18 protein-coding genes are annotated in these 22,352 nt (G+C 62.2%); 9 read left to right on the forward strand and 9 right to left on the reverse strand.

The window, feature by feature from the left end; all coding sequences use genetic code 11:
• Positions 1 to 26 precede the first annotated feature (26 nt).
• From OOJ09_RS20280 to OOJ09_RS20290, 3 genes are read left to right on the forward strand one after another with little or no spacing between them, the layout of a single operon-like run.
• The gene (locus OOJ09_RS20280) at positions 27 to 2,147 is read left to right on the forward strand and encodes an ABC transporter permease (RefSeq protein ID WP_269906892.1); all 2,121 of its coding nucleotides are present in this window, start codon (positions 27 to 29) and stop codon (positions 2,145 to 2,147) included.
• Complete coding sequence (locus tag OOJ09_RS20285; RefSeq protein ID WP_269906893.1) at positions 2,144 to 3,256, forward strand: strictosidine synthase; 1,113 nt, start codon at positions 2,144 to 2,146, stop codon at positions 3,254 to 3,256. The genes OOJ09_RS20280 and OOJ09_RS20285 overlap by 4 nt, the downstream gene beginning before the upstream one ends.
• A complete protein-coding gene (locus OOJ09_RS20290) occupies positions 3,253 to 4,746 on the forward strand; it encodes a sugar ABC transporter ATP-binding protein (RefSeq protein WP_269906894.1) in 1,494 nt (497 codons plus the stop codon). The genes OOJ09_RS20285 and OOJ09_RS20290 overlap by 4 nt, the downstream gene beginning before the upstream one ends.
• A 120-nt stretch (positions 4,747 to 4,866) precedes the next feature.
• Here OOJ09_RS20290 and OOJ09_RS20295 read toward each other — a convergent pair whose 3' ends face one another.
• The 5 genes from OOJ09_RS20295 to OOJ09_RS20315 form a co-directional block, all read right to left on the reverse strand.
• Positions 4,867 to 5,604, reverse strand: a complete 738-nt coding sequence (locus OOJ09_RS20295) for an SDR family oxidoreductase (RefSeq protein WP_269906895.1) — start codon at positions 5,602 to 5,604, stop codon at positions 4,867 to 4,869.
• A gap of 100 nt (positions 5,605 to 5,704) precedes the next feature.
• Positions 5,705 to 7,183 carry an aldehyde dehydrogenase gene (locus OOJ09_RS20300; protein WP_269906896.1) on the reverse strand — a complete coding sequence of 493 codons (1,479 nt, stop codon included), beginning with the start codon at positions 7,181 to 7,183 and terminating at the stop codon, positions 5,705 to 5,707.
• Between the two features lie 41 nt (positions 7,184 to 7,224).
• Positions 7,225 to 7,611 (reverse strand): carboxymuconolactone decarboxylase family protein, encoded by a 387-nt coding sequence (locus OOJ09_RS20305; RefSeq protein ID WP_269906897.1) that lies wholly within the window; start codon positions 7,609 to 7,611, stop codon positions 7,225 to 7,227.
• 25 nt (positions 7,612 to 7,636) lie between these two features.
• Complete coding sequence (locus tag OOJ09_RS20310; protein ID WP_269906898.1) at positions 7,637 to 9,058, reverse strand: MmgE/PrpD family protein; 1,422 nt, start codon at positions 9,056 to 9,058, stop codon at positions 7,637 to 7,639.
• A gap of 24 nt (positions 9,059 to 9,082) precedes the next feature.
• A complete protein-coding gene (locus OOJ09_RS20315; RefSeq protein WP_333474477.1) occupies positions 9,083 to 10,021 on the reverse strand; it encodes an NAD(P)-dependent oxidoreductase in 939 nt (312 codons plus the stop codon).
• Positions 10,022 to 10,172: 151 nt separating this feature from the next.
• Here OOJ09_RS20315 and OOJ09_RS20320 point away from each other — a divergent pair, with 151 nt between their 5' ends.
• Positions 10,173 to 11,120 carry a LysR substrate-binding domain-containing protein gene (locus OOJ09_RS20320; protein ID WP_269906899.1) on the forward strand — a complete coding sequence of 316 codons (948 nt, stop codon included), beginning with the start codon at positions 10,173 to 10,175 and terminating at the stop codon, positions 11,118 to 11,120.
• Positions 11,121 to 11,292: 172 nt separating this feature from the next.
• On the forward strand, positions 11,293 to 12,165 hold the full coding sequence (locus OOJ09_RS20325) for an MBL fold metallo-hydrolase (protein ID WP_269906900.1): 873 nt from the start codon (positions 11,293 to 11,295) through the stop codon (positions 12,163 to 12,165).
• An 87-nt stretch (positions 12,166 to 12,252) separates the two neighbouring features.
• Here OOJ09_RS20325 and OOJ09_RS20330 read toward each other — a convergent pair whose 3' ends face one another.
• On the reverse strand, positions 12,253 to 13,419 hold the full coding sequence (locus tag OOJ09_RS20330; RefSeq protein WP_269906901.1) for an ABC transporter substrate-binding protein: 1,167 nt from the start codon (positions 13,417 to 13,419) through the stop codon (positions 12,253 to 12,255).
• Between the two features lie 592 nt (positions 13,420 to 14,011).
• On the opposite strand from OOJ09_RS20330, the gene OOJ09_RS20335 reads away from it, so the two are divergent.
• The 3 genes from OOJ09_RS20335 to OOJ09_RS20345 are packed head-to-tail and all read left to right on the forward strand — an operon-like array spanning position 14,012 to position 17,490.
• Positions 14,012 to 14,911: a branched-chain amino acid ABC transporter permease gene (locus tag OOJ09_RS20335; RefSeq protein ID WP_269906902.1), complete on the forward strand. Its 900-nt coding sequence runs from the start codon at positions 14,012 to 14,014 to the stop codon at positions 14,909 to 14,911.
• Positions 14,912 to 14,920: 9 nt separating this feature from the next.
• Positions 14,921 to 16,765, forward strand: coding sequence for a branched-chain amino acid ABC transporter ATP-binding protein/permease (locus OOJ09_RS20340; RefSeq protein WP_269906903.1), 1,845 nt, complete (start codon positions 14,921 to 14,923; stop codon positions 16,763 to 16,765).
• Positions 16,762 to 17,490 carry an ABC transporter ATP-binding protein gene (locus OOJ09_RS20345; RefSeq protein WP_269906904.1) on the forward strand — a complete coding sequence of 243 codons (729 nt, stop codon included), beginning with the start codon at positions 16,762 to 16,764 and terminating at the stop codon, positions 17,488 to 17,490. The genes OOJ09_RS20340 and OOJ09_RS20345 overlap by 4 nt, the downstream gene beginning before the upstream one ends.
• A 42-nt stretch (positions 17,491 to 17,532) precedes the next feature.
• Here OOJ09_RS20345 and OOJ09_RS20350 read toward each other — a convergent pair whose 3' ends face one another.
• The 3 genes from OOJ09_RS20350 to OOJ09_RS20360 are packed head-to-tail and all read right to left on the reverse strand — an operon-like array spanning position 17,533 to position 21,057.
• The gene (locus OOJ09_RS20350) at positions 17,533 to 18,546 is read right to left on the reverse strand and encodes an ABC transporter permease (protein ID WP_269906905.1); all 1,014 of its coding nucleotides are present in this window, start codon (positions 18,544 to 18,546) and stop codon (positions 17,533 to 17,535) included.
• Positions 18,543 to 20,090, reverse strand: a complete 1,548-nt coding sequence (locus OOJ09_RS20355; protein ID WP_269906906.1) for a sugar ABC transporter ATP-binding protein — start codon at positions 20,088 to 20,090, stop codon at positions 18,543 to 18,545. The genes OOJ09_RS20350 and OOJ09_RS20355 overlap by 4 nt, the downstream gene beginning before the upstream one ends.
• A gap of 37 nt (positions 20,091 to 20,127) precedes the next feature.
• Positions 20,128 to 21,057 (reverse strand): sugar ABC transporter substrate-binding protein, encoded by a 930-nt coding sequence (locus tag OOJ09_RS20360; RefSeq protein WP_269906907.1) that lies wholly within the window; start codon positions 21,055 to 21,057, stop codon positions 20,128 to 20,130.
• A gap of 426 nt (positions 21,058 to 21,483) precedes the next feature.
• Between OOJ09_RS20360 and OOJ09_RS20365 the strand changes: the two genes are divergently transcribed.
• Positions 21,484 to 22,266 carry an SDR family NAD(P)-dependent oxidoreductase gene (locus tag OOJ09_RS20365; protein WP_269906908.1) on the forward strand — a complete coding sequence of 261 codons (783 nt, stop codon included), beginning with the start codon at positions 21,484 to 21,486 and terminating at the stop codon, positions 22,264 to 22,266.
• Positions 22,267 to 22,352: the final 86 nt, after the last annotated feature.

Here is a 22,352-nt window from a genome sequence, read left to right on the forward strand (position 1 = left end):
CCAACCGAGGAATATCAAAGATCATCATGGCCAGCAGCGACACACTTGCCTATCTGCGTTCGCGCTATCTCCCCGATCACCTGATCGGGGAGATCCTGTCGAAGCGCTGGATCGACAATGCGATCCCTTTTTCCGCCCTCGTGCTCACGATCGTGGTGCTGGGCTCGATCATTCCAGACTTTCTCTCCCTGTCGAGCCTTTCCGACCTCGCCCGGCAGTTCGCGGAATTCGGGCTCGTGGTGCTTGCCCTGACAGTCGTGATGATTTCAGGCGGCATCGACCTTTCGGTCGCTTCCGTCTTCTCTTTGGCGGTCCTGTTCTCTCTGATCGGGGTGAACGTCTACGCATTGCCGATACCGGCCGTCCTGGCCGGCATCCTGATCCTGGGCATGTGTTGCGGCGCCATCAACGGCGTTCTGGTCGGCTACCTGCGCCTGCGCGCCTTCCTGACCACCTTGGTCAGCCTGATCATCTTCCGCTCGATCTATGAAATCGTGTTCGTGAAGATGTCCACCTCGATGATGTCGGGCTTCTCGATGTCCGACCTCTGGCTGTTCATCGGCGAAGGCACGGTGTTCGGGGTTCCGACCTCGCTGGTGATCACGCTGGTTATCGCCCTTTCCTGGCACCTCGTCCTCTCACGGATGCGCCCCGGGTGGCGGCTCACCGCCGTCGGCGGGGCTCGACGCTCGGCATTCAACGCCGGCATCGACGTGCGCTTCATGGTGTTCCTCACCTATGTCGCCTCCAGCACGATGTGCGCGCTGGCCGGCTTCCTGTTCGCCGCGCGGCTGGGCAGCACCGGGTCCGACACCGGCGTCGGGCTCGAAGTGCAGGCGCTCACCGCGGCCGTCCTCGGCGGCACGGCGATCGGCGGCGGCCGGGGCTCGGTGGCGAAGGCGATCATCGGCAGCCTGCTGGTGCTGATGCTCACCAACGGCCTGATCAACCTCGGCATCAGCGGCCCGATCACCTCGACCATCCTTGGAGTGATCCTGCTCACCGCCGTCTTCGTCGATATGCGCTGGCAGAAGCACCGCCACCGCATTCTCGCCAAGGTCTATGTCTCGCCCGCCTACCTTTCCCTGCCGCCGGCGCCGAAGGTCGACGCGCCCGGCTCGCCCTATGTGCTGAACGACCGCTTGCGCTCCGTGGAGATCATCGGGCTCGGACAAATCGAGGGCCCCGAAGACGTCATCCTCGATCGCGACGACAATCTCTATTGCGGTACCCGGCATGGCGATATTGTCCGTTTCTTCGGTCCCGACCACAAACGCTCCGAGGTGTTCGCGCATATCGGCGGCCATCCGCTCGGCATGGCATTCGACCGCAGCGGAAACCTGCTCGTCTGCATCGGCGGCATGGGCCTGTTCCAGGTCGCACCCGACAGAACCGTTACCAAGCTCACCGACGAGACGAACAGGAGCTGGACGTCGGTCGTCGACGATTCGCGTCTTCGCCTGGCCGATGACGTCGATGTCGCGCCCGACGGCCGCATCTACTTCAGCGAGGCGACGATCCGTTACGAGCAGGAGGACTGGGCGACCGACGCGCTGGAAAGCCGGCCGAGCGGACGCATGATCTGCTACGATCCGAGGACGGGCAAGACGCACACCGAGATCCCGAAACTGGTCTTCGCGAACGGCGTCACGATGTGTCCCGACGGACAGTCTTTCATGTTCGCCGAGAGCTGGACCTGTTCCATCAGCAGATATTGGTTCGACGGACCCAAGAAGGGCAAGACTGAAAGTGTCATCTCCAGCCTGCCCGGCTACCCCGACAACATCAACCGGTCTTCGGACGGCAATTACTGGCTGGCGCTGCTCGGCATGCGCGGGCCAGCTCTCGATCTTGCGATGCGCATGCCCGGCTTCCGCAAGCGCATGGCCCGACGCGTCGCGCCCGATCAATGGCTCTATCCGAACATCAACACCGGCTGCGTGGTGAAGTTCAATGAAAAGGGAGAAATCCTCGACAATCTGTGGGATCTCGGAGGCCGCAACCACCCGATGATCACCTCGATGCGCGAGCACAGGGGATGGCTGTATCTGGGCGGCGTTTCAAACAACCGGATAGGCCGCTACAAGCTGCCCGATGCCGACCCTGACTGGTGCGCGCAGGATGCCTATTGGGGGCCGCGCCCATGATCGGTGCCATCAAGCGCGCCTGGGCGAACTTCCGTGGCTTCGATCTGACAGGCAGCACCGTGCCGCCGATGGACGGCCCGCTGCGGCCGAACGCGAAGCTCGACGCGGCTCCGGTGCTGCTGGATCTCGCCGACGTCGACAATCTCGTGCTCTGCGGGCAACAGATACTCTGCTCGGTCGCTGATGAGATCCACATGCTGGCGCCGACGGCTGGCCATGAAGGGCAGGGGCTTTCCATCAGCCGGGCAAGAGGCATGGGCAAACCCGTGACCAGCATGGCGGCGGGCGCAGAGCTGCTGGCTGTCGCCGTCGAAGGCGAGGGTATCCGCATCGAGAGCCCGGACGGCGCATCCTCGGAACTGATCAGGCTCGGGGCGCTCGATGCGCAGTGTGTGACGGCGATGGCTTTCGCCGACAGCTCCACCTTGCTCGTCGCGGTGGGATCCGACCGCAATCCAGCGCTCGGTTGGAAGCGCGATCTGATGACGAAGACGGCGGCGGGGTCGATCTGGCGTATCGACATTGGCTCGCGCACTGCCGTTTCGATCGCGTCGGGGCTCGCGTTTCCGTCCGGGATTGTCGTATCGAAGGACCGGCTCTTCGTCTCGGAGGCGTGGCGCCACCGTGTGATTTCGATGGGCATCGACGGCTCACGCCAACAGATCGCCCTCGGCTCGCTCCCCGCCTATCCGGGTCGCATCGCACCGGCATCGGAAGGCGGCTTCTGGCTGGCCATGTTTGCGCCGCGCAATCCACTTGTCGAATTCGTCCTGAAGGAGGACGAGTATCGCAGGCGCATGATCGAAACGATCGACCCGGACTATTGGATCGCGCCCTCGCTGGCCACCGGGAGAAGTTTCCTCGAGCCCATACAGGGCGGCGCACGCAAGAAGCTCAACATGCTGAAGCCCTGGTCGCCGACCTGGTCGACAGGCCTCGTCGTGCGCTGCGACAGGGACATGGCCATGGTGCGAAACTATCAAAGCCGCGCCGATGGCGACGTGCACGGCGTGACCTCCATGTGCGAAGCCGGTGGCCGGCTTCTCGTTGGGGCAAAGGGATCGGGAAAGATCGTGGCGATCCATGAACTGGCAGGGCACGTAGCATGACACCCCTTGTCCAATTGCGCGGCGTTTCGAAGGACTTCCGGGGCGTCCTGGCGATTTCGAACGTGGATTTCGAAATCCGTCCCGGCGAGATACACGCCATTTTGGGCGAGAACGGAGCGGGAAAATCGACGCTGATGAAAGTGCTCGCCGGCGTTTACCAGCCGAGCTCCGGCGAAATGCTGCTGGACGGCCAGCCGGCAACACTGAATTCCCCGTCCGACGCGCTGAACCGCGGCATAGCGATGGTCTTCCAGGAGACCAATCTGGTGCCATCCATGTCGGTGGCCCAGAATATCTACCTGGGCGACGAAAAGCTGTTCAACCGGCTGCGCGGATTGAACATCCAGGCGCAGCGCTACCTGCTGTCGCTCAATTTTTACGTCGATCCCACTGCGCAGGTCTCCTTCCTGGGGGCCGGAAAAAAGCAATTGGTCGAGATCGCGCGCGCCGTCCACCACAATGCGCGGCTCATCATCTTCGACGAGCCGACCGCCACGCTGACCCCCGAGGAGAAGTTCCACTTCTTCAACCTTGCCCGCCGCCTGAAGGAAGAGGGGATCGCGATCATTTTCATCAGCCATGCGCTCGAGGAGGCATTGCATCTGTCGGACCGCATCACCGTGATGCGCGACGCCAAAGTGGTCGTGACCGACGAAACGAGCAAGTTCGATCGCGAGCGGATCGTGCAGGCGATGGTCGGCCGCAGTCTTTCCGGCGAACTCTATTCCGGCCAGGCGCGCGTGGCGCGCCCGATGGGCAGAAAGATTCTCAGCGTCGAAAACCTGTCGATGGGCAATACGGTACGCAACACGTCGTTTTCCGTGTTCGCCGGACAGGTGACGGGCCTGTTCGGCCTTGTCGGCGCGGGACGCACTGAAACGATGAAGATCGTTGCCGGGGTGCTGAAGCGCGATTACTTCCACGGCGGCACGGTGCGCTTTGAAGACCGGCCCGTCCGCTACCGTACGCCGCGGCCGGCGGTGCGTGACGGCATCGTCTATGTCACCGAGGACCGCAAGATCGAAGGTTTCTTCGAAACCATGACGATTGCCGGCAACATCCAGCTTGGAGACCTCGCCAACGGCGACAATCCGCTGACGCCGGTAGCCCCCCGGCAGGGCCGGGAGCTGGCCGTCGAATGGACGAAGCGGCTGGGGGTCAAGGCGATCGACGCCGACGCCCGCGTCATCGAACTTTCCGGCGGCAACCAGCAGAAGGTGGTTCTGGCCAAGGCGCTGGTCCAGAAACCCAAGCTGGTCATCCTCGACGAACCGACACGTGGCGTCGATGTTGGAACGATCGTGGAGATTCACAACTTCATCAACGAGCTTGCCGACAGCGGCATGGCCGTCGTCGTCATTTCGTCCTACCTGCCCGAGATCATGACGCTTTCAGACCGCATCCTGGTGGCGAGGCAGGGACGGATCGTCGAGGAGATGGACGTCGCCGAGGCAACCGAAAGCCGGATCATGTATGCGGCGGTTCACTGAGAGCGTCGCAGCCTGCCGGAACCGGCCGGCCCGCGGGCGGCCAGCTATTGGCTTCGACCAAGACTGATCGTCAGGCGAGATTGGCCCCAGCGCGACACTGACGCGCCGGTTCGCCAGTTGCTATCCCCTGTTCGTGGGCAGGACGAACATCTGCGCGATCTGGACGTGAGGCGGCTGATCCAACGCGAACAAGACGCACCGGGCGATGTCTTCGGGGTCGAGCGCCATGCCGAACCGCTCGAAGTATTTTCGAGCCGCCTCCTCGTCGCCGCGATGGCGCGACGCGACTATGTTCGTACGGGTAAGCCCTGGCAGGATCTCGATCACGCGTATCGGCGTCTCCGCCAGTTCGGCGCGAATGATATCGCTCAGCATGTGTACGCCAGCCTTGCTGGCAGAGTATGGTGCCTGGTCCGGCACCATACGGATCGCGCTGATGGAACTCATGTTGACGACGTCGCCAACGCCGCGTTCGATCATTCCAGGCAGGATCGCCCGCGTCACGCGCATGAGGCCGATCAGATTGGTCTCGATGATCGCCGACCAGTCGTCCGCCGATCCGATGTCGAAGCGCGTACGCCCGCCGATGTCATGACCGGCATTGTTCACCAGTATGTCGATGTCGCGGAATTCAGGCGGCAGCCGGCCGAGGCAGTTGGCAACGGCCGCGCCGTCGGTAATGTCGAGGGCAAGCGGGAAGACGTCGGCGCCGAGCTCGCCAGCCAGGACGGCGAGGCGGTCTTCCTGACGATCCGCCAGCACGATACGGCAACCCTTGCCATGCAGGCTCACGCAAATCGCGCGTCCGATGCCGCTCGCGGCACCGGTGACGAAAGCGATCCTTTGGCGATCCGTCATGTCATCCGCCCGGCCTGGCTATCATGGCACGCAGCGCCAGGCGGTCACGCTTTGGCCGATCAACGGGATGCCGTGGCGATCGTCGTTCATGGTCGGGGCTTCAGCGCTGCACGAACGGATTGGGCACGCTGCCACTGATGTCGATCCAGACGCTCTTCTCCTGCAGATATTCCCGAATCGCGGACAGGCCGCTTTCGCGGCCGATGCCGGAACGCTTGAAACCGCCGAACGGCGACATGTAGCTCACCGCCCGGTAGGTGTTGATCCACACGGTGCCCGCCTTGAGCTTCTGCGACATGGTCAAAGCACGCGTTATGCTTTGCGTCCACACGCCTGCGGCCAGTCCATAGATCGTGCCGTTGGCGATCTCGATAGCCTCTTCGTCGCTTTCGAAGGGGATGATGGCCAGGACAGGACCGAAAACCTCCTCCTGCGCGATGCGCATCTTGGGGCCGACATCGGTGAAGATCGTTGGCTCGACGAACCAGCCTTCGCCGCAGGCCGGATCGGTGGCCCGCTTGCCGCCAAGCGCCAGCTTGGCGCCTTCTGCATTGGCGATCTCGATATATTCAAGGATCTTGGCGAGTTGCGGCCGCGTCGTGATCGGCCCGACCTGCGTGTCGTCGCGCGAGGGATCGCCGATCCGGGCGGTCCTGGCGAAAGCAACCAGCGCATCGACGAAAGCCGGATAGATCGAGCGGTGAACGAGCGCCCGCGATCCCGCGATGCAGGTCTGGCCGCTGGCCGCGAAAATGCCTGAGACAACGCCCTTGACGGCATCGTCCAGCACCGCGTCCTCGAAGACGATGTTGGCGGATTTTCCGCCGAGTTCCAGGGTGACGGGCTTTATCGAGCGCGCCGCGATCTGGTAGACGCTCTGGCCGGTGCGATCGCCGCCCGTGAACGCAATCTTGTCCACGCCCGGGTGAGACACCAGGTGCTCGCCAATCTCGTTGCCGAAGCCGGTGACGATGTTGACGACCCCGGGTGGGAAGCCGGCCTCCTCGAAAAGCGCTCCGAACTCGAGCGCCGAAGCGGACGAGAACTCGGAGGGCTTCCAGACGATGGTGTTGCCGGCCGCCAGCGCCGGGGCCAATTTCCATGTCGCCAGCATCAACGGCGAATTCCACGGGGTGATGGCGGCCACCACGCCCAGCGGCTCTTCGCGGGTAAAGTTGAACACGCCGGGCTTGTCGATCGGGATGACGCGTCCCTCGACCTTGTCGGCCAGCCCGGCGAAATAATAGTACCATTGCGGCATGTATCTGAGCTGGCCGCGCATCTCTGCGATCAGCTTGCCATTGTCGCGGGTTTCGATGTCGGCCAGACGGTCGGCATTGGTGGTGAGAAGATCGGCGAAACGCCGGATCAAGGCACCGCGGGCGCTTGCGCTCAACGCCGACCATGACGGCGCGTTGAAGGCTTGCGCGGCGGCCGCGACCGCACGGTCGACGTCCCTCGCACCGGCGCGTGGGATTTGAGCCCAGGCCGTGCCGGTGAAGGGATTTTCGGTGTCAAACGTCCGATCATCCAGCGCATCCACCCATTGGCCGCCGATCAGCATCTGATATTTTTTCATGTTGATCCCGTCTGCCGCTCCAACGGCCAAGAAGACGTTGGTCAGGCCTTTTCAGCATCGAACTCGGCAAAGGCCTCGCGCGCGATGCGGAACGAGTCCACCCCCGCGGGCACGCCGGCGTAGATCGCCACCTGCAAGAGGACTTCGCGGATCTCGTCGCGGCTGACACCATTCCGCAGGGCGCCTTTGGTGTGCATCTTAAGCTCGTGGGGCCTGTTGAGGCAGCTGAGCATGGCTAGGTTCAACATTGAGCGCGTCTTGCGCGGCAGCTCTTCGCGGCCCCAGACCGCACCCCAGCAGTACTCTGTGACGAGTTCCTGCATGGGGCGGTTGAAGTCGTCCGCCGCGGCAAACGACTTCTCGACGAACTCCTTGCCCAGCACTTCCTTGCGGATCGCCATGCCGCGTTCGAAGACTTCCTTAGACATATGAACTGCTCCTGTTTGGGAATGTTTATAAACTCTGCCTTGACGACAGACGCGTGCGTTTGCCAGCCCCTTGTGCCGGCGTTCGCGTTGCTTGTCTTCTGGCTACCCGCTTAGCCGCGCAGAGCGACAGCAGCCGACTGGCATCTTTCTTGGTGTCCAGCCTGTCGACAAATTCTTCGATGGCCTCGGCATCGGCGACGCCGAGGGTACTCGCCGCCGCCAAGCGGAAGCGCTCGCGCACCTGCGCCTCGGTGGCGGGCACGACATCGGGCAGTCCCATCGAGAGCTGGCGGCCGTCGCCGAGAACCACATTGATCGCCGCACCCTGCTGGCCAGGAAACAGCGCGGTCAGATCCGGGCTGGCAATCAGTTCGCTCACACTGATCAGGCGCAGCGTTTCGGGATCGGCGAGGTTGCTGTAGATGTCCTCGGACAGCCGGCCGTGTGCAAACACGGCTCCCACACCGAACGGAATGCTCATCTTCGCCTGCAGGGCTCTATCGAACGGTCCTGTCCGATCGCATCCTGGATATGCGGCGGCGGCGGCGGGTACGCTGATGCGGATGCGCTCGACCGGTGCGGCATCCGAGCCGATCATCTCGACGAGCTTCAGTGCGGTCTGGCAGGCCGTCTGGGCAAAATTGCAGGCTGGCGCCGCCTTGTGGTAGACATTGAAAATGTCCGCCTCTCCGTTGGGGAAGAGTTCGATCCGGCCAGGCATCGGCCGCCGTGCGAGCGCGGCAAAATATCCCGACCTGCCTTCAAGTATGTCAGGACTGCCGAAGGCTCCGGATTCGGCCAGCCGGACGGCCATCCAGGCATTCCGGACGGCAAAGCCTGGATGGAAGAACATGTCGGAGCCACCGCTTTGCGGCCACTGGTTCAGCCCGGAGGCGGTGTTCGCAGCGAGAGCAATCGCCGCCTCTATCTGCTGTGGGCCAAGCTTCAGCATCCAGGCGCCGCCGCATGCCGATCCGATGGGCGCGACCAGTCCTGTCGGCCTGAAAAGTGACGACAGCGTCGGATCGATCAGCATTCTTCCAAGGCGTCCGCCGACCTCATAGGCGACCACCGCTGACCGGAGCAGGTCCATGCCGGAAACCGTATCCGTCTCCGCCAAAGCCAGCAGCAGCGGCCAGACGACCACGCCATGGTGGCAGACCGATGCGGCGTGCATGTCTTCCCTGACGAGGCCGTGCCCCTTCACGGCATTCACAAAGGCGGCATCTGCTGGTGTCGCCGTCGCGCTTTCGCCGATCATGTGGCCGCCAGGCGCTGCCGACACTGCGGAGACCGCCTGCTGGCTGGGCTCCAGTTCGGAAGCCTCAAACGCACAGCCGAGGAAATCGAGCAGGCACAGCTTGGCCTTGCCGATGGCTGCCGGACTAAAAACCGGCGGGGCGAGGTTCGTCAACGCAACTGCCAATTCCATCGAGCGCGTCGTCATATGCTGCTCTCCACAAGGTGGGCTCTAGGCGCGTATCTCCACGCCAGCCCATTCCTCGATGATGCGAACCATCGAAGTGAAATCCGAATCCGGTCCGAAGCGCGCATTGGTAGCCGCAAGCATCTGCCGGACAACAGAGCCGCCGATCATGGGCACACCCAAATTCTCGCTTTCATCGACACACATGCGTACGTCCTTGTACGACAGGGCAGTGGAGAAACCGAAATCGAAGGTTCCCGGCAAGACGGCACGAGGGAATTTGTCCTGCGTCGCACTGTTTCGGCCGCTCGAAGCATTGATGATGTCGCACATGACCTGGGGATCCAAGCCAGCCTTGACGCCCATTGCGAGAGCCTCGGCCGACAGCAGAATGACGCCCGCGGCGATCATGTTGTTTCCGAGCTTGGCGACCTGCGCGCTTCCTGGCGTTTCTCCGCAATAAAACCTGCGGCCAAAATTGGCCAGGACCGGCTCGATTTCCTCATAAGTCTGCCTGGGGCAGGAGATCATCACGGCCAGCGTGCCGTTGCGCGCGCCTGCGATCCCACCCGATATCGGTGCGTCGACCCATGCAATGCTTTTGCTCGCCAGGGACTCCGCGATGATCTTGGCCATGGTCGGTCCGGTGGTCGACACGTCGACCACGATCTTGACCTTGGAGCCGGCCGCGATTCCGTCCGCACCCAAAACCACTTCCTTGACGACGGGGGGCGTCGGCAGGCTGCAGAATACGATGCTGGCTTCATCCGCGACCGCCTTGGGAGATACAGCAAATGTCGTGTGTTCCGCAGGCAGTTCCCGCGCGGCGTCCCGCCGCGTGTCGTAGACGACCACATGGTGGCCGGCCTCGGTCAGTCGGCGTACCATCGGCGCACCCATGCGGCCGAGGCCGATGAACCCAAGCGTTTGACGCTGCACGACTTTTCCTCTCGAATCGATATTGGATTTGGGCAGTTTTCGGATCGGCCCAGACTAGGCCAATTCCTGCACGCGGGATAATGCTCGCCGCGCGCATAACAGCTTTGCCAAGGGCCAGCCAAACGCTTGTCAACGGCTTCGATGTATCCCAAACTCCTGCCTTCGTTGCATGCCAACGGAAATACGCTCTTCCGCGTTGTGCGACGAGGCAAAGTCCATGTTCGACCTAAGGCAGCTACAACTGTTCACGGCAGTGGCCGAATTCGGGAGCTTTTCGCGGGCCGCCGTTGCACTGTCGGTCAGCCAGCCGGTTCTCAGCAGGCAAATCAAGTCGCTGGAGGAGAGCGTCGGGATCGCGCTTCTTTACCGCAACGGTCGTGGAATTGTCCTGACGGAGGCGGGCAAGCTTCTGCAAAGCTATGCGACCGCAATCCTCGAGCAGTCCTCGCGCGCGGCGAGCGAACTCGGAGCGCTGCGATCGAACCCGCGCGGTGCGATCGTGCTTGGAATGCCTCCATCCGTGGGAGTTGTCCTGACTGCGCCGCTCGTCCAACACTTTCGCGAGCAGTTCCCGCAGGTAAGCATGCGGGTGGTCGAAGGATTTAGCGGCCATCTTCTCGAATGGCTTGTCATGGGAAAGATCGACGTGGCGGTGCTTTACAACGCGCCGCGCATGAACAACCTTCTTGCAGAGCCTATCCTGCGCGACGAATTGTTCCTGCTCGGCGCCAAGGACGATCCCTGCAAGCTCGGTTCGTCGCCGGTCGATGCTGCCGTCGTCTCGAAGATACCGATGATCCTTCCAGCCCGACCGCATGGACTGCGGGTGCTGCTGGACCAAATCTTCGGCTCGGTCGGCATCGAGCCCAAGATCGAGGTCGAGGTCGAGGCGATGCCTTCGACGCTGCGCCTCGTGGAGGCAGGAATGGGCTATACGATCCTGTCCTATTCGAGCTGCCACGACTTGGTTGCGGAAGGCAGGATCAGCTACTGGCGCATCCAGAATCCGTCGATAGAAAGGGAGCTGCTGCTCGCGACGTCGAGTCAGCGGCCAACAACCACCGTCATCCGGGCGCTGACGACCCTGATAAGGGATGAGGTGCGCGCTCTGCGCAAAATGGGAATCTGGGAGCCGAAAGCGTAAGCGCGGCCAATCGTCTCCTGGTCATCGGTCGCCCTTCATGCCGGAAGCGATATATCTGTTATCCCGAACGCGAACAGTGAGTTCGCTTCACTTGGCCATATCTGAGCGTCACATTATGGCGAAGCGCGAGGAGGACCCGCGTGCGCACGTCGCCTGCTGGAGGAGGAGAACCATGACCGAAGAGCCAAGAAAGCAGAGTCCTGGCGTCTACCGACGAAGAGTGGGCGACGCGATGGTGACTGTGATCAACGATGGCTTTCTCGATATCCCGCTGGCCATTCTGCGCGGGACCGAGCGCGGTGACATGGAAGGATTGATGCGGGAGCACTTCCACGAGGGCGGGCCCCGTCTCACGGTCAATGCATTTGTCATCGAGACCGGCGGCAACACGATACTCGTCGACGCCGGCGGCGGGTCGACGACGGTGTATTCGATGGGGCAACTGCCGCGCAACTTGTCCGCTGCGGGCTTCGATCCCTCGGACTTCGACACTGTTCTCCTGACACATATCCACCCTGATCATTCGAGTGGACTGATGGACGAATCCGGCAAGCCACTCTTCCCGCGCGCCGATATCATCATCCACAAGGATGACTTCGACTTCTGGTCCGATCCCGAACGGCGCGGCCGCTCGGCGGCTGCGGTACCCTACACGGGTTCCGCCGACGCCCTGCTTTCAAGCCACCACGGCCGCTTCCGCCCCACGGAGGGAGGCGAAGTCATGCCGGGCATCACCCAGTTGCCGCTTCCCGGCCATACGCCAGGCCACAGCGGCTATCAGCTCGATTCTGCCGGCGAGACACTGGTGATGTGGGGCGACACAGTGCATGTTCCGGAGCTCCAGATTCCTCGGCCGCAGATCACCAGCGAATTCGATGTCGACGAGACGCTTGCGGCTGCCAACCGTCGCAAGATTTTCAACCATGTCGCAAGTGAACGTCTGCTCGTCACCGGCGGCCACCTGCACCTGCCGGGTTTTGCCCATGTCGTGAAAGCTGGTGACGGCTTCCGACTTGTCCCGGAGACCTGGCGGGTCGAACTCTAGAGCGGCGGCGATTGCTGAAAATGCCGAGGGCCGGCTCCAATGGGGCCGGCCCTTTTCTGTACGCGCTTGGGAGGGGCGACAGAACGATCAGTCGGTGACTTCGACCCAGGTCTTGCTCTTGGCGTCGTGCTTGACGAGAGTAACCTGGGCCGCGGTGATGGTGATGTGGCTTGTCTCCGAGAAGCCGATGTTGCCCGTCATGCCCTTGAAGTCCTTCACGGCGTTGAAGCCTTTCTGCAAGTCTTCCGGCTTCGTTGACTTCACGTCCTTGATCACCTGCGCCAGCATTTTGATGCTGTCATAGGCGCCTGCCGAGAAGGGTGTGGCATCGACACTGAATTTCTTCTTGTAGGCGTCGCGGAAAGCCAGAAGTTCCGGGCTGGGATGAAGCTCGGTGGTCAGCATGGCCGTGATCATGCCGTCGGACAGGTCGCCCGCCAGGCTTGAAAAGGTGTCGTCGGCGTTCGTCTCGTCATTGCCGTACACGATCGCTTCATAGCCTATCGAATGAAGGTCCTGCATGAAGGCGGCCTGGTCCTGCGGCGTCAGCCACACATCCACGCATTTGATGCCTGCCGCCTTGATGGCGTTGACTTCGGGCATCAGGCCGGCGGTGGCGCCTGTCGACCAGTTCTCGGTGATGGTGTGATCCATCGCGATCTTCTTGCCAGCCTTGTCATAGGCCAATTGTATGCCGAAAAGTCCGCCCTGTCCGTAGGTCGAGGGATCGTGCAGCACGGCAAGCCCGTCGGGGCAATGTTTCAGGGCATGCTCGCCGATCTTCTCTCCCCAGGCAAAGGTGTTGAGCCCGAAGTCGAACACCCACGGATTGGGCGGGCTCGTCGGTCCGTTCGGGTTGACGGTAAGGCCGCCGTCGTCGACGACGCCGATGGTCGGGAACCTGTGGCGCTCGGCAAGCTGCGCGGTCACCGGACCCGTATCGGGCGAACCCGCGATGACGATGGCGCCGGCCGACATCAGCTTTTGGTAGAGCTGGCCGGACAGTGTCGCCGACGCGTTGTCGTTATGCGCGTCGAGCTTGAGCATGTGGCCGTCGACGCCTCCAGCGGCGTTGATCTCATCGACCGCCATCTGCGAGCCGTTGACGGTGGCAATACCTGTCGATCCATAGGCGCCAGTTGTGCCGGCAATCAGACCGATAAGATAGTCGTCGGCAGCATTCGTCTGGATGGTCGCACCGCACAAGGCCGTTGCGGCCAACAGCAAGGTGGACGTCGTCGCGAGCTTTCTCATATTCGTTCCCTCCCTGCGATCGGGGGCTTATCTTCGACAATCCGATCGCTGCTTTTTAGCCCTGCGCTTCACCGGGACGCGCGTGTCTTCGCTTTGAATTTGCCACCCACGACCCCCTTCTTGTCAACGCGAGGTCAGCCCCCCGAGGGCATGCCCAACAGCTCCCTCAAATGCGGCCACGAAGCGGATTTGCAGACGCCATCGCAACCTCGGAGGTTCCGCCACGACATCTCTTTCCTGTTCACTAAACTATTGATATAAAATGGATTTTTATTCCAATTCGATGGGGCTTTGGAGAGCCCGCCTCGCGGTGCCGATGGGCCTGTGGCCGGCGCCACGGGGCAGGCCAGGGCGCCGTTCGTCGCGTTCCTCATAGCTGTTATGTCACCCGCACAAGCTATTTCCCCACGGGCTTTTTCGACTAGGTGTTCGGTATCGGCGCAACGTGCCAAATCCGGATGTTGCGACAGGAAAGCCCGGCCCAACAGTTCCTGCGAAACATGCTAGCGTCGACCCGACGGACGCGATTTCCGGGGAACCGTTGAAGCGGCAAAAATACCCGGCGACGGCCGGATGATGGGGGAAGCCAACAGTGCTGCAGTTCTTGCTGAGTGGCATTGCCATAGGATCGATATACGGTCTCATCGGTATGGCATTGGCTATTTCGTTCTATGTCACCCGCATCATCAATTTCGCTCAAGGACAGCTGATGATGGTGACGGTGATGATCACCGCCGAGCTGGTATCGTCCGGCTATCCTGTCTGTCTGGCCGCGGCTGCCGGCCTGGTCTCATCATGCGTGATCGGCATTCTGTCCTACCTTATCGCCGTGCGGCCAATTCTGCTGTCAAACCGTTCCAGTTTCGGTTGGCTGGTATCAACGCTGGGTTTCGCGGTGATCGTCGAGAACGCGGCCGCCTACATATGGGGCCCGACTTCGCAGGCCTTCCCGCCAATCCTGAACAATATCAGCGTGCCGATCGGCAGTGCCGTACTCACAGGCCAGCAGCTTCTCTCGATCGTCGCTGCCACCATTCTTGCGGCTGGCTTCGAAATCGTGCGGCGGCATACGCTGTTCGGCAAGCTCGGCATGGCGACGGCGGCCGATCCCGAAATGGCGTCGGCCATCGGCGCCAACACCACCGTGGTCGCCATCGTCGCTTTCGCGGTCTCGGCCGCCTTTGCCGGCATTGCCGGATTGCTTATCGGACCGACGACCTTTGCCAACCCCTATCTGGGCGATACGTTCGGCACCTACGGCTTCATCGCCATGATGATTGGCGGCGGCACGGAACGGCCGATCGCTGCCATGTTCGGCGGTTTGGTGTTGGGCGTCTGTGCCGAAGGCGCAAACGGGCTCATCAACTCGCAGGCTTCGGACTGGTTTCCCTTCATCGTGCTCGTCGTCATCCTGATCGTCTCGCCCAAGGGATTGTTCAGCGCCAGCAATCCTCTTTTCCGCCCGCGCCGCCCGGCCGCGGCGAGCCGCTGAGGTCTGGGGATGAAGTCCACGACCGATCACCAGGCATCGGCCGCCATCCCGGCGTCGCGAGCCGGCGGCTGGCGCGCCGTGATGTTTCTTGTCGTCGTTCTCGCCTACCTGGCGGCGACGGGCTATGTGGCACAATCTGATCTCGGCCTTCAGAACCTCGTGCTGGTGGCCGCCGTCTTCGGCATCCTCGCCATCAGCCTCGACCTCGTCGCCGGCATGCTGGGGCTGTATTCCCTTGGCCAAGGCGGCTTTTTCGGGATCGGCGCCTATATGACGACAATCCTTGCCAATGACTATGGCTGGAATGTCTTCGGGCTGCTTGTCTTCGTCCTCGTCGCGACCGGCCTCGTCGGCGTGGCGGTGGGCGCCATGTCCTTGCGCGTCAGCGGCCTTTACTTCGCCATCACCACCTTCATCTTCACGCTGGTGCTGACCGTCCTCGCGACCGATATGGTCGATGTCACAGGCGGCCTCCAGGGCTGGCTTGGCCCGGCCTTTCCAGATTTTCCGGGCGGCTTGCAATGGCTCGGCACGCCGCTGGTCTGGTGCACCATGGCCGGGCTTTTCCTCAGTCTCACGCTGGTCTGGAACGTCAGGCATTCGCCGTTCTATCCGATCCTCCTTTCAATCCGCGATGCCGAGCCGTTTGCAGAGGCCGCAGGCGTGCGGACAGCCGCGATCAAGATCGGTGTCTTCGGCGTCTCGGCCGCGATGGCAGGAGGAGCGGGCTGGCTGTTTTCTTTCCTTGGCGTCGTATCTCCGGGCCAGTTCGACTGGTCGGTGTCGCTCAACGTGCTGGTGATGGTGCTTATCGGCGGCATCAACACCACCATCGGTCCCGTGATTGGCGCGATGTTCGTCTCGATGTTCCCCAACGTCGTCAACATCAATCCATGGCTGCAGGAGATCGTCTACGGCGCACTCTCCATCCTCGCCATTACTCTTTTGCCGAATGGCGTCGTCGGTATCGCCAAGCGTGTCCTGGCGCCGCTGGTTGGAAGTCTGGATCCGAAAACCGACATCGTCGCTGTTGATGTGGCGACCGCCGCGGCAACGCTTCCTGCTCCCTCGGCTTTAGCCACCGGGTCGGAGATCATCGTCGAATGTCGCGGCATCGAATTCGGCTACGGGCTCGGACCGAAGGTACTGCGCAATGTCGATCTCGCGGTTCAGCGCGGCCACATCCACGGCCTCATAGGTCCGAACGGCTCCGGAAAGAGCACGCTCGCCAACGTCATTTCAGGCCGTCTAACCCCTCATGCCGGCCAGGTTCTGGTCAAAGGGACACGTGCCGACGGCATGCCTGCGAGCAGCCGCTCGAAACTCGGGCTTCGGCGGACCTTCCAGGCCGCGCAACTGGTCAAGGAATTGACACTGACGCAGAACGTGATGGTCGGCCTGTTCGATCGGGTGCCGCGCATTGTGAGCCGTGCCGCGCTCTGGCCGATGCTTGCGTCCGGGCGCCGCGATCTGGCGGCGATGCATCGTCGCTCTGCCGAAACACTTGCCCTTGTCGGGGCGGGCGAATGGACGTCCCGGCAGGTCGGGGACGTTCCGCATGGCATCGAACAACTCACCCAACTCGCGTCGGTCTGTGTGGCGGGGCCGGATGTCATCGTTCTCGATGAACCGGCAACCGGCCTCTCCGCGAAGGAGGTGAGGCATCTGGCAACGATCCTCGCCAATCTCAAGACCCAGGGCGTCACGATGATCATCATCGAGCATCAGACGCGCTTTCTTTTTCCGCTGTGCGATCGCGTCACCGTGCTCAACGCCGGCGAAGTGATCCTAACCGGTTCGGCCGACGAGGTGCGTGCCGATCCCGTGGTCAGACAGGTTTATCTCGGCGAATGAACGAACAATCGTCCCCCGTACTGGAGATCAGCTCGCTGAGTGCAGGCTACGGCCGCTTCGACGTCGTGCGCGACATCGGGCTCTCGGTTGGCAAGGGTGAGGCGGTCGCATTGCTTGGCCCTAACGGCGCTGGCAAGACCACGGTGCTGCGCGCGATCATGGGCCTGGTCAAACAGCGGCGCGGCCTGATCCGCATCGGCGACACCGACGTGTCGGATCTGCCAACCCATCGCATAGCGCGCGGCCTCGCCGCCATTGCGCCGGAGGGACGGCGCCTGTTTCTCGACCAGTCGGTGGAAGACAATCTGCTGCTGGGCGCGCTGCACTTGCGGCATGACCGGACCAGAGTCGAGAGGCTGCTGACCTCGGTCTACGATCTTTTCCCGGTGCTCAGGAATTATCGTCATCGGCTGTCGTCATTCCTCAGCGGGGGAGAGCAGCAGATGGTTGCCATCGGCCGCATGCTGATGAGCGATCCCGAGATTATGCTGCTCGACGAACCCTCCGTCGCGCTTTCGCCTGTCGCCGTCGACATCGTGGTCAAAGCGATGCTGGAATTGCGCAAGCGCGGCGCATCGCTGCTGCTCGTCGAACAGCGCATCGATGTGGCGACCCGGGTCTGCGACCGGCTCTATGTCATGGCGCATGGCGAGATCGTCGAGGAAATGACGCCGGAAATCGTCCGTTCCGGCGGTATGTCGATACTCAACAAATATCTCGGCTAGAATCCGGGCGCAGTCTGAAACGTCGCGGCGCCGGGCTTTCGGTCAGGCCGAAGCGGCATAGCGCCGCGCGAGCGCGGACATCCCGACCGCGAGCACGAGTATCCCACCCTTGAAGATTGGCTGGAAATGGGTGGGCGCGCCGAAGATACTGAGCCCGTTGAATCCCACTGCCAGGATGAGCACGCCGATCAAAGTCCCGGAGATATGGAATTCGCCTTCCCTTAACGTGGCGGAGCCCAGGAAAACGGCGGCGAAGGCATCAAGGAGATAGCCGTCGGCCGCCGCCAATGTTCCGCTGCCGAGCAGCGAGGACAGCAGCGTTCCGGTCAATGCGGCGCAGAAGCCGGCAGTGGCAAAGGAAAAGATCTTGATGCGGTCCACCCGGATGCCGGAGAGCCTCGCTGCCTCCAGATTGCCGCCGACGGCCTGCATCTTCTGGCCGATATCGGTCTTGTTCAGGATGACCCAAAGCGCAATCAGCACGATCACCATGATGATTACCGGATTGGGAAGGCCGAAGACGAGGCGGCCGAGGGCAATATCGGTGAAGGCACGAGGAATTCCGGTCGCGATCGGGAAGGAACTGTAGGTGAACCCTATTCCCGTCAGCATTGTTCCGACGCCCAACGTAGAGATCACGGCATTGATCCTCACCTTCGTCACGAGCACGCCGTTGAAGGCGCCGATCGCGGCCCCGAGGAGCAGTGCGCAGACAATGCTGAGCCAGATCGGAAAACCCTGGTAAGCCATCAGGCCGGTAACGATCAGGCCGACGAAGCTCGCCACATAGCCGATGCTCAGGTCGAACTCGCCCACGACGAGCGTATAGGTCAGCCCGGAGGCAATGATCGCGGTCAGGGACGCCTGGCTAAGGATATTGAGGAAGTTGGCGCGGGAAAGGAAGATTCCAGGTGCGTTCGCCGAGAAAAAAACCACCATCAGCAGGAGCCCGACGATCGTGCCGTAGCGAGAGAGCCAGATCAACGCGGTCCGCTTCCACGAGGACTTTCGGAGCGATGCCGCGTCCTTCGCCGCGGTTCCGGCCTGGGCCATCATGCGATGTCTCCTTCTTCGTCATTGCTATCATGGTAGCTGAGTTCGATGATCCGGGCCTCGGTGATATCGGCGCCAGTCAACTCGCCGGTAATGCGGCCTTCGCGCATGACAAGGACGCGGTCGGCGAGAAGCGTGAGTTCCTCGACGTCCGATGAGATCGCAAGGATGCCGACGCCTGACCGGGCGAGTGCGCGGATTGCATCGTGTATCTCTTCACGCGCGCCCACATCGACCCCTCGCGACGGCTCGTCGAGAATGAGGAGCTTGGTTCCGGCATTTAGCCAGCGGCCGATCAGCGCCTTTTGCTGGTTGCCGCCTGAAAGGCCGCCGATCTTCGCCTCGACGCTGGGTGTTTTGATCCCCAACCGAGCCACGAGTCCCTCCGCCTGCCGGCGGGCCTTCTTGTCGGAGACAAACGGGAGACCTGGAATGGCGCGCAGCTTCTTCAAGGTGGATATGTTGATGTTGAAGGCTACCGACTGCTGCAGCATCACCCCCTGGGAGCGGCGTTCCTCCGGAACCAGCGCTATACCGGCGCGAACCGCCTGAGCCTCGTTGGCGATATCGAGCCGTTTGCCGTCGAGCTCGAAATGACCGGCATCCGGCCGGGTCACACCGGCCATGAGATGGGCAAGTTCGGTCCGTCCGGCCCCGACAAGGCCGCCGAGCGCAAGGACTTCACCCTGGTAGAGATCGAAGCTCACGCCCTTCACGGCGCTCTTCCAGGCAATGTCGCGGACAGAGAAGATCGGCTGCTGGCTACGGTCGGTCGCGAAGCGGTCGCGCTCATCCGGTGGGCGCATGTCATGGCCGATGATGGCTCTGACCAGGCCCTTCTTGTTGAGCGCTCCGCGCTCCGCGGCATCGACGATCCGCCCGTCGCGCAACACCGTGATCCTGTCGCAGAGCTGAAGCACCTCTTCCAGCCGGTGAGAGACATAGAGGATGGCAACGCCCTGGGTGGAGAGATCGCGGATGATGGCGAAGAGTTGCTCGCTCTCCGGACCAGAGAGCGACGCCGTGGGCTCATCCATCGCGATCATGCTGGCGTCGCGCACGAGAGCCTTGCTGATCATGACGAGCCAGCGCTGGGCCACCGAGAGTTCGGAGACCTTCGTCTCGAGTGGAAAGCGAATGCCGACACGTTCGGCGGCGGCGCGGGCGGCGACGCCGGAGCGCCGCCAGTCGATCATGCCGAAACGAGTGACCTTGGGTGCGCCCAGCAATATGTTCTGCAGCGCGTTGAAATGCGGGATCAGGTTCAGTTCCTGATGGATGAAGGCAAGGCCGGCCTGTTCCGAAGCCCGCGGCGACCCCTTTTGCAGATCTTCGCCGGCAATCGTCACGCTGCCCTCGTCAGCCACCGTTACCCCGGCGAGACAGCGTATCAGCGTGGACTTGCCGGCGCCGTTGGCGCCGACCAGGCCATGCACCTTGCCGCGCTCGATGTCGAGATCGGCGTGGTCGAGAGCGAGTTCTCCAGCGAAGGATTTGGTCAGGCCGCGGATGCGCATCCAGGGCCCGACTGATGCGGCGGACGGCATCTAGCAGTGCCAACCCGCCAGGTGCTTCAAACTGGTCTCACATTCCATTGGGATGTTCGGCCATGAATTTGTCGACGTTGTCCTTGGTGACGACGATCCCGGGGATCTGGATGTCCTTCGGCTGCCAGGACGCGCCGGCCTTGATCGAATCGAGGACCGCCTGGAACACTTCCTTGCCCTCCTGGAAGGCCGGCTGCCAGACGGTCGCCGTCAGGTCTCCTTCCTTGACCAGTTGCAGCGCTTGCGGGCTGCCGTTGATCGAGACGGTGGTGACGTCGGTGCGGCCGGCCTGGCGCATGGCAGCCACCGCCCCCTGCATCGGCTCGTCCCAGCAGGCCCAGATGGCCAGTGGCTTATCCCCGCCGGCGGGATGTGCGGTGAGCCAGGCCGCGGCGGTTGCGTTTCCAAACTGGACCTGTCCCGGCGCAGTCACTTCGCTGTAGTCGACCTTGACGTCGGACTTGCCCTTCACGCCCTCGTCGAACGCAATACCACGATCGATGCAGAGCTTTCCCGGGTGGAAGGTCATCGCCAGGACGTTGGCCTTCTCGCCAATTTTATCGGTCAAGAACTTCACCGAGTCGTCGCCGACCTGGCGGCCGCTGGTCGTCACCACGATGCCGGGAACGATTTCGCCGCCCCACGTTGCGACGGGAATGCCTGCGTCGCGCGCTGCGGCGAGACCAGAGCCAATGGAACTGCTGGCGAAGGCAAGCACGAAGATCGCGTCGACGTGTTGTGCGGCGAAAGAATTCATTGCCGCGTTGGCCTGGTCGGCGCTGGCCTGGGTATCAGTCACCTTGACATCCCAGCCGGCAGCCTTGGCGGCCTCGGTCGCACCGCCAATAACGGCTATATTGAGAGCATCGTTGGCCAGAAGTGCAACGACGCCAAGCGTTTTCGCCTCGGCGACGGTCGCAACCATCATGGCGCTGGCCGTCAAGGCGGCAAGCAGCAGTTTGTACATTTGGAAACTCCTCCCTTTCGTTTCAGGCCGTCCCCACGACGGAGCCGGCGCCTTCCTTGTACGAGGTTCAGTGAATTCGTTTGTCCTCGCATCCTAAAGACCCGCCCAGCGGCCAAAGAGCCTCGTACGGGTAGTCTATCCAGAGGTCGAGCAGCGCCGGCGGATCAGGTTCTGCGGTTTTGCTCAGGGTCTGGACCTCACGTGTTTGATAGCGGTATCACGTTCGCATTCGGAAGTTCGGCAGCCAGATGGCCTGAAATCGCTCGAAAACCCACCTTTCGCCCAGAACGAACAACCGCTGTCACCTTCTTTGCATCTTTCCTTATTTTTGCTTGTTAGCGGTATCACGTCAAGGCTATGGATGGCGAGGGCGCAGATGAATTTTGCCGCGAATATCTTGCGGTCGTGGCTACAGGAGGACCAACCATGCAAGTGAAGTACGATTTCTCCGGCAAGAACGTCATCTTGATCGGCGCAACCACCGGCATTGGCCGCGCCACCGCGCTGGCCTTCGCCGGGGCGGGCGCAAATCTCTATGTTTCGGGCATTGGCGCCGAACTCGGAGAGAGCCTCAAAAAAGAGGTGAGGCCGCTGGGCGTCGAGATCGAGTTCCTGGAAACCGATGTACGCGACAGCAAAGCGATGGCCGTGTTGCACCAGAAGGCCTTCGATCGCTTTGGCAGGATCGATGTCGCCTTCAACAATGCGGGCGTGCCAGGCAAGACGGCGCCCGTGCACGAACTCGACGACGCGGACTACGATCTGCTGATGGACGTCAATTTGCGTGGGATTTTCAATGGGCTAAGGCATCAGATCCCGCATATGATTGCAAAGGGTGGCGGCGCAATCGTCAACACGTCTTCGCTGTTCGGTGTCATGGGTTTCGCCACCACCGCCGTCTACTGCGCAAGCAAGTGGGGCGTGATCGGGCTGACCAATTCGGTAGCGCTGGAAGTGGCTCGCAAGAACATCCGTGTCAACGCCATCGCGCCCGGCTCGGTGATGACTCCGCTGTTGAGCGGCATGTTCGGCAGCGAGCAGGGCGCGAAAGACACCGTCTTGCCGATGATTCCCATGGGACGTATCAGCGATCCGTCGGAGATCGCACAGCTTGTGCTGTTCCTCGCCTCGGACGCGGCCTCATTCATCACCGGCCAGGCCATCGTGATCGATGGTGGCGGCTTCGTCGCTGGCGCGGACCAACTTTGAATATGGCAAGCAAGGATCCAGTTCGAGGCTATGCAACTGCCGGACTTCAGGCCCATACGTGGTCTGGGGCCTGGCAGCGCGGCTTC

The organism is Mesorhizobium qingshengii, assembly GCF_027563465.1.
In the GTDB taxonomy this organism is placed as follows: domain Bacteria; phylum Pseudomonadota; class Alphaproteobacteria; order Rhizobiales; family Rhizobiaceae; genus Mesorhizobium; species Mesorhizobium qingshengii_A.